17 protein-coding genes are annotated in these 9,151 nt (G+C 66.0%); all 17 read left to right on the plus strand.

Annotated features, from left to right (window positions below):
- Nucleotides 1–73 precede the first annotated feature (73 nt).
- The 17 genes from rplN to rpsK all read left to right on the plus strand — a co-directional run bounded on the left by rplN (nt 74) and on the right by rpsK (nt 9,151).
- On the plus strand, nt 74–442 hold the full coding sequence (gene rplN / locus ACZ4EF_RS17125; protein ID WP_031524788.1) for a 50S ribosomal protein L14: 369 nt from the start codon (nt 74–76) through the stop codon (nt 440–442).
- 3 nt (nt 443–445) lie between these two features.
- On the plus strand, nt 446–769 hold the full coding sequence (rplX, locus tag ACZ4EF_RS17130; protein WP_188284651.1) for a 50S ribosomal protein L24: 324 nt from the start codon (nt 446–448) through the stop codon (nt 767–769).
- On the plus strand, nt 769–1,338 hold the full coding sequence (rplE, locus tag ACZ4EF_RS17135; RefSeq protein WP_188284652.1) for a 50S ribosomal protein L5: 570 nt from the start codon (nt 769–771) through the stop codon (nt 1,336–1,338). The genes rplX and rplE overlap by 1 nt, the downstream gene beginning before the upstream one ends.
- Nucleotides 1,339–1,341: 3 nt before the next feature.
- Nucleotides 1,342–1,527 carry a type Z 30S ribosomal protein S14 gene (locus ACZ4EF_RS17140; RefSeq protein WP_030890724.1) on the plus strand — a complete coding sequence of 62 codons (186 nt, stop codon included), beginning with the start codon at nt 1,342–1,344 and terminating at the stop codon, nt 1,525–1,527.
- A gap of 231 nt (nt 1,528–1,758) precedes the next feature.
- Nucleotides 1,759–2,157 carry a 30S ribosomal protein S8 gene (gene rpsH / locus ACZ4EF_RS17145; RefSeq protein WP_355340206.1) on the plus strand — a complete coding sequence of 133 codons (399 nt, stop codon included), beginning with the start codon at nt 1,759–1,761 and terminating at the stop codon, nt 2,155–2,157.
- 21 nt (nt 2,158–2,178) lie between these two features.
- Nucleotides 2,179–2,718 carry a 50S ribosomal protein L6 gene (gene rplF, locus ACZ4EF_RS17150; protein ID WP_188284654.1) on the plus strand — a complete coding sequence of 180 codons (540 nt, stop codon included), beginning with the start codon at nt 2,179–2,181 and terminating at the stop codon, nt 2,716–2,718.
- Between the two features lie 2 nt (nt 2,719–2,720).
- The gene (gene rplR, locus ACZ4EF_RS17155) at nt 2,721–3,104 is read left to right on the plus strand and encodes a 50S ribosomal protein L18 (protein ID WP_188284655.1); all 384 of its coding nucleotides are present in this window, start codon (nt 2,721–2,723) and stop codon (nt 3,102–3,104) included.
- 42 nt (nt 3,105–3,146) lie between these two features.
- A complete protein-coding gene (gene rpsE / locus ACZ4EF_RS17160; protein WP_093713222.1) occupies nt 3,147–3,752 on the plus strand; it encodes a 30S ribosomal protein S5 in 606 nt (201 codons plus the stop codon).
- A complete protein-coding gene (rpmD, locus tag ACZ4EF_RS17165) occupies nt 3,752–3,934 on the plus strand; it encodes a 50S ribosomal protein L30 (protein ID WP_030890715.1) in 183 nt (60 codons plus the stop codon). Before rpsE ends, rpmD begins: the two co-directional genes overlap by 1 nt.
- A 2-nt stretch (nt 3,935–3,936) precedes the next feature.
- Nucleotides 3,937–4,392, plus strand: coding sequence for a 50S ribosomal protein L15 (rplO, locus tag ACZ4EF_RS17170; protein ID WP_355340200.1), 456 nt, complete (start codon nt 3,937–3,939; stop codon nt 4,390–4,392).
- A 257-nt stretch (nt 4,393–4,649) separates the two neighbouring features.
- Complete coding sequence (secY, locus tag ACZ4EF_RS17175) at nt 4,650–5,966, plus strand: preprotein translocase subunit SecY (RefSeq protein ID WP_093713225.1); 1,317 nt, start codon at nt 4,650–4,652, stop codon at nt 5,964–5,966.
- Nucleotides 5,966–6,625 (plus strand): adenylate kinase, encoded by a 660-nt coding sequence (locus ACZ4EF_RS17180; RefSeq protein WP_355340197.1) that lies wholly within the window; start codon nt 5,966–5,968, stop codon nt 6,623–6,625. Before secY ends, ACZ4EF_RS17180 begins: the two co-directional genes overlap by 1 nt.
- Nucleotides 6,626–6,758: 133 nt before the next feature.
- Nucleotides 6,759–7,595, plus strand: a complete 837-nt coding sequence (map, locus tag ACZ4EF_RS17185; protein WP_355340194.1) for a type I methionyl aminopeptidase — start codon at nt 6,759–6,761, stop codon at nt 7,593–7,595.
- A gap of 131 nt (nt 7,596–7,726) precedes the next feature.
- Nucleotides 7,727–7,948, plus strand: a complete 222-nt coding sequence (gene infA, locus ACZ4EF_RS17190) for a translation initiation factor IF-1 (RefSeq protein ID WP_003956442.1) — start codon at nt 7,727–7,729, stop codon at nt 7,946–7,948.
- 37 nt (nt 7,949–7,985) lie between these two features.
- Nucleotides 7,986–8,099 (plus strand): 50S ribosomal protein L36, encoded by a 114-nt coding sequence (gene rpmJ / locus ACZ4EF_RS17195; protein WP_003956441.1) that lies wholly within the window; start codon nt 7,986–7,988, stop codon nt 8,097–8,099.
- A 198-nt stretch (nt 8,100–8,297) separates the two neighbouring features.
- On the plus strand, nt 8,298–8,678 hold the full coding sequence (gene rpsM / locus ACZ4EF_RS17200) for a 30S ribosomal protein S13 (protein ID WP_188284659.1): 381 nt from the start codon (nt 8,298–8,300) through the stop codon (nt 8,676–8,678).
- Between the two features lie 68 nt (nt 8,679–8,746).
- The gene (gene rpsK / locus ACZ4EF_RS17205) at nt 8,747–9,151 is read left to right on the plus strand and encodes a 30S ribosomal protein S11 (RefSeq protein ID WP_006376016.1); all 405 of its coding nucleotides are present in this window, start codon (nt 8,747–8,749) and stop codon (nt 9,149–9,151) included.

Genomic DNA, 9,151 nt, shown 5'->3' on the forward strand with positions numbered 1-9,151 from the left:
GTCAGGCTCGGCGGTGGCCCGCTCCCCGTGAGTGGGCCCCGCCGGGAACCGACGCGACAAACAGGAGATAGACGTGATCCAGCAGGAGTCGCGACTTCGTGTCGCCGACAACACTGGTGCCAAGGAGATCCTTTGCATCCGTGTTCTCGGTGGCTCGGGTCGCCGCTACGCGGGAATCGGTGACGTCATCGTCGCCACCGTCAAGGACGCGATCCCCGGTGGCAACGTGAAGAAGGGCGAGGTCGTCAAGGCGGTCATCGTCCGGACCGTCAAGGAGCGCCGTCGCGCCGACGGCTCGTACATCCGGTTCGACGAGAACGCCGCCGTCATCCTCAAGAACGACGGCGACCCCCGCGGCACCCGTATCTTCGGCCCGGTGGGCCGTGAGCTGCGCGAGAAGAAGTTCATGAAGATCGTCTCGCTCGCGCCGGAGGTGCTGTAACCGATGAAGATCAAGAAGGGCGACCTGGTCCAGGTCATCACCGGTAAGGACAAGGGCAAGCAGGGCAAGGTCATCGTTGCCTACCCCGCGCTCGACCGTGTCCTCGTCGAGGGTGTCAACCGGGTCAAGAAGCACACCAAGGCCGGCCAGACCGACCGCGGTTCGAAGACCGGCGGCATCATCACCACCGAGGCGCCCATCCACGTCAGCAACGTGCAGCTCGTTGTTGAGAAGGACGGCAACAAGGTCGTGACCCGCGTCGGCTACCGGTTCGACGACGAGGGCAACAAGATCCGCGTTGCCAAGCGGACCGGTGAGGACATCTGATGACTGACACCGCTACGACGCACGCACAGCCGCGTCTCAAGACGCGCTACCGCGAGGAGATCGCGGGCAAGCTGCGCGACGAGTTCTCGTACGAGAACGTCATGCAGATTCCCGGTCTCACCAAGATCGTGGTCAACATGGGTGTGGGCGACGCCGCCCGCGACTCCAAGCTGATCGAGGGCGCCATCCGCGACCTCGCCACGATCACCGGCCAGAAGCCGCAGGTCACCAAGGCCCGGAAGTCCATCGCGCAGTTCAAGCTGCGTGAGGGTCAGCCGATCGGCGCCCACGTCACCCTCCGCGGTGACCGCATGTGGGAGTTCCTGGACCGCCTGCTGTCGCTCGCGCTCCCGCGTATCCGCGACTTCCGCGGTCTGTCGCCGAAGCAGTTCGACGGCCGGGGCAACTACACCTTCGGTCTCACGGAGCAGGTCATGTTCCACGAGATCGACCAGGACAAGATCGACCGCGTCCGGGGTATGGACATCACCGTGGTCACCACGGCGACCAACGACGATGAGGGCCGCGCCCTCCTTCGTCACCTCGGCTTCCCGTTCAAGGAGGCGTGAGCCGTGGCGAAGAAGGCTCTCATTGCCAAGGCCGCTCGTAAGCCGAAGTTCGCTGTGCGCGCGTACAACCGCTGCCAGCGCTGCGGCCGGCCGCACTCCGTCTACCGCAAGTTCGGCCTGTGCCGCGTGTGCCTTCGTGAGATGGCCCACCGTGGCGAGCTGCCGGGCGTGACCAAGAGCTCCTGGTAGTCCGGGCAATCCGGATCACCAGGAACTCTCGGTAAGCATCTGGACGGTCGGGGGCCCAACCTTTTTCCCGTAAGGTAGAAGGGTTGGGCGTCCGCCGCCCGATTCGACTTACTACGCCGTAGGTCCCCGTACCGCACCCGTCCCGACGTGTCCGCCACCGCGCGGCGCACCTCTCGGGGAGAGGGATGGCACAGATAGGAAACCCCGGCGAGAGAGGCCCAGGGCCAACTCATGACCATGACCGACCCCATCGCGGACATGCTGACCCGTCTGCGTAACGCCAACTCGGCGTACCACGACGACGTCGAGATGCCGTTCAGCAAGATCAAGTCGCACATCGCGGAGATCCTCCAGCAGGAGGGTTACATCACCGGCTGGAAGGTCGAGGACGCCGAGGTCGGCAAGAACCTCATCCTCGAGCTGAAGTTCGGTCCGGAGCGGCAGCGCTCCATCGCCGGGATCAAGCGGATCAGCAAGCCTGGTCTGCGGGTCTACGCGAAGTCCACCAACCTGCCGAAGGTGCTCGGCGGCCTGGGCGTGGCGATCATCTCCACGTCCCACGGGCTGCTCACCGGCCAGCAGGCGCAGAAGAAGGGCGTGGGTGGGGAAGTCCTCGCCTACGTCTGGTAACCGGGAAAGCGAGGTATAGCAATGTCGCGCATCGGCAAGCTGCCCATCTCGGTTCCCGCCGGAGTGGACGTCACCATCGACGGCCGCACGGTCGCTGTGAAGGGCCCCAAGGGTTCCCTTTCGCACACCGTTGCCGCGCCGATCGAGATCGCCAAGGGCGAGGACGGCACTCTGCTGGTCACCCGCCCCAACGACGAGCGTGTCTCGAAGGCCCTGCACGGCCTGTCCCGCACGCTGGTGGCGAACATGATCACCGGCGTGACCGCGGGCTACAGCAAGCAGCTCGAAATCAGCGGTGTCGGCTACCGCGTCCAGGCGAAGGGCTCCAACCTGGAGTTCGCCCTGGGCTACAGCCACCCGATTCTCGTCGAGGCCCCCGAGGGGATCTCCTTCAAGGTCGAGAACCCGACGAAGTTCTCCGTCGAGGGCATCGACAAGCAGAAGGTCGGCGAGGTGGCCGCCAACATCCGCAAGCTGCGGAAGCCCGACCCGTACAAGGCCAAGGGCGTCAAGTACGCCGGCGAGGTCATCCGCCGCAAGGTCGGAAAGGCTGGTAAGTAGCCATGGCATACGGTGTGAAGATCGCCAAGGGCAAGGCGTACAAGGGTGCGGCACTCAAGCGTCGCCACATCCGCGTCCGCAAGCGGGTCTCGGGCACGGAGGCGCGTCCGCGTCTGGTCGTGACCCGTTCCAACCGTGGCATCGTGGCGCAGGTCATCGACGATCTCGCGGGCCACACGCTCGCGTCCGCGTCGACCCTCGACGCGTCCATCCGCGGCGGCGAAGGCGACAAGAGCGCCAAGGCCAAGCAGGTCGGCCAGCTCGTGGCCGAGCGTGCGAAGGCCAAGGGCGTCGAGGCTGTCGTGTTCGACCGTGGCGGCAACCAGTACGCGGGGCGCATCGCCGCCCTGGCGGACGCCGCCCGCGAAGCCGGACTGAAGTTCTGATCCGGTTCCGTAGCTAGCGGAAAACGAAGAGAGGTAATTCCAATGGCTGGACCCCAGCGCCGCGGAAGCGGTGCCGGTGGCGGCGAGCGACGGGACCGTAAGGACCGGCGGGACGGCGGCCAGCAGGCCGAGAAGACCGCCTATGTCGAGCGTGTCGTCGCGATCAATCGCGTCGCCAAGGTTGTGAAGGGTGGTCGTCGCTTCAGCTTCACCGCGCTGGTCGTGGTGGGCGACGGTGACGGCACCGTGGGTGTCGGTTACGGCAAGGCCAAGGAGGTGCCGGCCGCCATCGCCAAGGGTGTGGAGGAGGCCAAGAAGCACTTCTTCAAGGTCCCCCGTATCCAGGGCACCATCCCGCACCCGATCCAGGGCGAGAAGGCCGCGGGCGTCGTCCTGCTCAAGCCCGCTTCCCCCGGTACCGGTGTGATCGCCGGTGGCCCGGTGCGCGCCGTTCTGGAGTGCGCCGGTATCCACGACGTGCTGTCCAAGAGCCTCGGCTCGGACAACGCGATCAACATCGTGCACGCCACGGTGGCCGCGCTCCAGGGGCTTCAGCGCCCCGAGGAGATCGCCGCCCGCCGCGGTCTGCCGATCGAGGACGTCGCGCCCGCCGCCCTGCTGCGTGCGCGTGCCGGGGTGGGTGCGTAATGGCTCGCCTCAAGGTCACCCAGACCAAGTCCTACATCGGCAGCAAGCAGAACCACCGTGACACCCTGCGGTCGCTCGGCCTGAAGCGGCTGAACGACGTGGTGGTCAAGGAGGACCGGCCGGAGATCCGCGGCATGGTCCAGACCGTCCGCCACCTCGTCACGGTCGAGGAGGTCGACTGATCATGGGTAACGAAAGCCCGATCAAGATCCACAACCTCCGTCCGGCCCCCGGCGCCAAGACCGCCAAGACCCGTGTGGGTCGTGGCGAGGCGTCCAAGGGCAAGACGGCCGGTCGTGGCACCAAGGGCACCAAGGCCCGCTACCAGGTTCCGGAGCGCTTCGAGGGCGGGCAGATGCCCCTCCACATGCGTCTCCCGAAGCTCAAGGGCTTCAAGAACCCGTTCCGCACCGAGTACCAGGTCGTCAACCTGGACAAGCTCGCGACCCTCTACCCCGAGGGTGGCGAGGTCACGGTGGCCGATCTGGTCGCCAAGGGCGCGGTACGCAAGAACCAGCTCGTCAAGGTGCTCGGCACCGGCGAGGTGACCGTGGCGCTCCAGGTGACCGTGGACGCGGTTTCCGGGTCCGCCCAGCAGAAGATCACCGCCGCCGGCGGTACCGTGACCGAACTCATCTGAGTCAGATGTCACACGACGACCGGGGATGCCCAGCACCTAGGGGCATCCCCGGTCGTTGTTTCCTTGTATTTCCTTGGCCGATTGGTCATTCCTAGGGAGCCCGCCTCGCGGGTAGGGTGACGTCGGTTGTTACTGTTCGCAGAGCCTGTGTGCTTTCGCGGGTGGTACAGCCGTATGGCCAGCGCCGTATCTGCCCGTATCAGTCAGTACCTCATCAGACCGTCCTTCCGCCGTGCGCGGGGGGTGCAGGAGGCACCGTGCTCACCGCGTTCGCACGGGCGTTCAGGACGCCCGACCTGCGGAAGAAGCTGCTGTTCACGTTGGGCATCGTGGTGATCTATCGCCTCGGTGCGCATGTTCCGGTGCCGGGGATCGACTACTCGGTGGTCAACCAGTGCATCAAGGACACGAAGAGCAGCAACAGCCTCTTCGGCCTGGTGAACATGTTCAGCGGCGGCGCTCTTCTCCAGCTCACGATCTTCGCGCTCGGGATCATGCCGTACATCACGGCGAGCATCATCCTGCAGCTCCTCACGGTGGTGATCCCACGCCTGGAGGCCCTCAAGAAGGAGGGCCAGGCGGGCACCACCAAGATCACGCAGTACACCCGGTACCTGACCGTCGCGCTCGCGGTCCTCCAGGGCACCGGCCTCGTCGCCACCGCCCGCTCCGGCAGCCTGTTCTCCAGTTGCCAGAACAAGTTCGACATCGTGCCGAACCAGTCGATCTTCACCACCGTGACCATGGTGACCACCATGACCGCGGGCACCGTGATGATCATGTGGCTCGGTGAGCTGATCACCGACAAGGGCATCGGCAACGGCATGTCGATCCTGATGTTCGTGGCCATCGCCGCCGGATTCCCCGGCTCGCTGTGGGCGATCAAGGTCTCCGGCAAGATCGCCGGCGGCTGGGTGGAGTTCCTCGCGGTGATCGCCGTCGGTCTCGCGATGGTCGGCCTGGTGGTCTTCGTCGAACAGGCCCAGCGCCGAATTCCGGTGCAGTACGCGAAGCGCATGATCGGCCGCCGCTCGTACGGCGGCACCTCCACGTACATCCCCCTGAAGGTCAATCAGGCGGGTGTGATCCCGGTCATCTTCGCGTCGTCGCTGCTCTACATCCCGGCGCTGATCGTGCAGTTCTCCGGGTCGACCGCGGGCTGGGCGCAGTGGATCAGCCGCAACATGACCAAGGGCGACCACCCGATCTACATGGCCGCCTACTTCCTGCTGATCGTGTTCTTCGCCTTCTTCTACGTCGCTATCTCGTTTAACCCCGAGGAAGTGGCGGATAATATGAAGAAGTACGGTGGCTTCATCCCCGGCATCCGGGCCGGCCGCCCCACCGCGGAGTACCTGAGTTACGTGCTGAATCGCATCACGTGGCCGGGATCGCTGTATCTGGGTCTCATCGCTCTCGTGCCAACGGTCGCCATCGCGGTCTTCAACGGGAGCAACGGCAGCTTCCCGCTGGGCGGCACCAGCATCCTGATCATCGTGGGTGTCGGTCTGGAGACGGTGAAGCAGATCGAGAGCCAGCTCCAGCAGCGTAACTACGAAGGGTTCCTCCGCTGATGCGAATCGTCCTGGTCGGTCCCCCCGGCGCGGGCAAGGGGACGCAGGCCGCGTTCCTCGCCAAGAACCTGTCGATCCCGCACATCTCCACGGGAGACCTGTTCCGCGCCAACATCAGTCAAGGGACCGACCTGGGCAAGCAGGCGAAGGCGTTCATGGACGCCGGTGACCTGGTACCTGACGAGATCACCATCGGCATGGCGGAGGACCGCCTAGAGCAGGCGGACGCGGCGGAGGGCTTCCTGCTCGACGGCTTTCCGCGCAACGAGTTCCAGGCCCGCGCGCTGGACGCGTACATGGCCGGGCACGGGATCGCGCTCGACGGTGTGCTCGACCTGGAGGTCCCCGAGGACGAGGTCGTCAAGCGGATCGCCGGCCGCCGGGTGTGCCGCAACAACAGCGCGCACGTCTTCCATGTCGAGTACAGCAAGCCCGCCACCGAGGGCGTCTGCGACGTCTGCGGCGGCGAGCTGTACCAGCGCAGCGACGACGCGGAGGACAAGGTCCGCAACCGGATCGAGGTCTACCACCGCGAGACCGAGCCGATCATCGACTACTACAAGCAGCAGGACCTTGTGGTGACGATCTCGGCGCTCGGCCCGGTGGCCGAGGTCACGCAGCGCGCGATGGACGCGCTGCGCGCGGGCGAGCGGCGGTAGCCGCCGCAGAGCACGGCATCGGCCGTGGTGCCCTGACGGGCGCCACGGCCGTATCGTTGAGTGGGCACATGCCGTCCCCGAGGGGACGAGCGGTGCCCGAGCACTGACGTACACAAGGAAGGCGCCAGCCGTCATGGTGGAGATCAAGACCCCCGAGCAGATCGCCAAGATGCGCGAGGCCGGGTTGGTCGTGGCGGCGATCCACCGGGCGACGCGCGCCGCGGCGGTGCCCGGCGCCACCACCAAGGACCTTGACGAGGTCGCCGCGAAGGTGATCGCCGACCACGGCGCCAAGCCGAACTTCCTGGGGTACGGCGGCTTCCCCGGCAACATCTGCACGTCGGTCAACGACGTGGTGGTGCACGGCATCCCGGACCGCGAGACGGTGCTCAAGGACGGCGACATGATCGCCATCGACGCCGGCGCCATCGTCGACGGCTGGCACGGCGACGCGGCCTTCACGTGCTTCGTGGGCAGCGGGCACGCGCCGGAGCTGATCGAGCTGAGCCGGGTCACCGAGGAGTCCATGTGGGCGGGCATCGCCGCCTTCCGCAAGGGCAACCGGTTGGAGGACATCTCCAAGGCGATCGAGGGCTACATCCGCCGCCAGCCGCGGCCCGCCTCCGGCAAGTACGGCATCGTCGAGGACTACGGGGGCCACGGCATCGGCACCCAGATGCACATGGACCCGCACCTGCTGAACTACGTCACCAAGAAGCGCGGGCGCGGCATCAAGCTGATCCCCGGCGTCTGCCTCGCCATCGAGCCGATGGTCACCCTCGGCACCCCCCGCACCCACGTCCTCGCCGACGAGTGGACGGTCAAGTCCGACGACGGCTCCTGGTCCTCCCACTGGGAGCACTCCATCGCCCTCACCGAGGACGGCCCCCTCGTCCTGACCGCCGAGGACTGCGGCAAGGCCAAACTGGCCGAGTACGGCATCACGACCGCCCCAGACCCGCTTGCTTAAGGATCTTCGGGGCAGGGCATACATCCCTGATTCGTCTTTCCGGGTGGCGTGACGTAGACTGACACGTCGGCTCTCGCGTGTCTTTTGGCATGTCTGGGGCCGACCAAGGTAGCCGATCCCGAAAGCAGGACATGGCCAAAAAGCAAGGCGCCATCGAAATCGAGGGCACCGTGATCGAGTCTCTGCCGAACGCGATGTTCAAGGTGGAGCTGCAGAACGGTCACAAGGTCCTCGCGCACATCAGCGGCAAGATGCGGATGCACTACATCCGCATCCTTCCGGATGACCGGGTCGTTGTGGAGCTCTCTCCGTACGACCTGACGCGCGGACGGATCGTCTACCGATACAAGTAGCAACGAGTAGATCTCAAGACCCGGAGAACCTCACCTCATGAAGGTCAAGCCGAGCGTCAAGAAGATCTGCGACAAGTGCAAGGTGATCCGCCGTCACGGCCGGGTCATGGTCATCTGCGACAACCTGCGCCACAAGCAGCGCCAGGGCTGACGCACGCCGACCTACCTGCATCCGCAGAACTTCGCGCGACGCACACACGTACATACGCAGTGCCCATCTCCTGCCACAAGGGGATGACACCTCCGGCGGAGGCCGGGGACCTGGTCGTACCACCGCTCAGCACACGAGCGGTCGGCGGTCAGGAGCCGGCACTGCGGAAGACCTCCGAAACCATCAGGAGCCAAGAAAATGGCACGCCTTTCAGGCGTTGACCTCCCGCGTGAGAAGCGCGTGGAGATCGCCCTCACCTACGTCTTCGGCATCGGGCGCTCCCGCTCCCAGCAGGTGCTGAAGGAGACCGGTGTGAACCCCGACATCCGCGTCCGCGACCTGGCCGAGGAAGACCTCGTCAAGCTGCGCGAGTACGTCGATGCCAACTTCAAGACCGAGGGTGACCTCCGTCGCGAGGTGCAGGCCGACATCCGCCGCAAGGTGGAAATCGGCTGCTACCAGGGTCTGCGCCACCGTCGTGGCCTGCCGGTCCACGGTCAGCGCACTCACACCAACGCCCGTACCCGCAAGGGTCCGCGTCGCGCCATCGCCGGTAAGAAGAAGCCGGGCAAGAAGTAGTCCTCAGCGGACGCTCATCAGCGGTCTTCGCTGTAGGACCGACCACCTCCACCGGGAGAAGTTGACACATGCCTCCTAAGGGCCGTCAGGGCGCAGCCAAGAAGGTGCGCCGCAAGGAAAAGAAGAACGTCGCTCATGGGCACGCCCACATCAAGAGCACGTTCAACAACACGATCGTCTCGATCACCGACCCCGCGGGCAACGTGATCTCCTGGGCCTCCGCCGGCCACGTCGGCTTCAAGGGCTCGCGCAAGTCCACCCCCTTCGCCGCGCAGATGGCCGCCGAGTCGGCCGCCCGCCGGGCGCAGGAGCACGGCATGCGCAAGGTCGACGTCTTCGTGAAGGGTCCCGGCTCCGGCCGCGAGACCGCGATCCGCTCCCTCCAGGCCACGGGCCTCGAGGTCGGTTCGATCCAGGACGTCACCCCGACCCCGCACAACGGCTGCCGCCCGCCCAAGCGCCGCCGCGTCTGA

The organism is Streptomyces sp. NPDC025721, assembly GCF_055558595.1.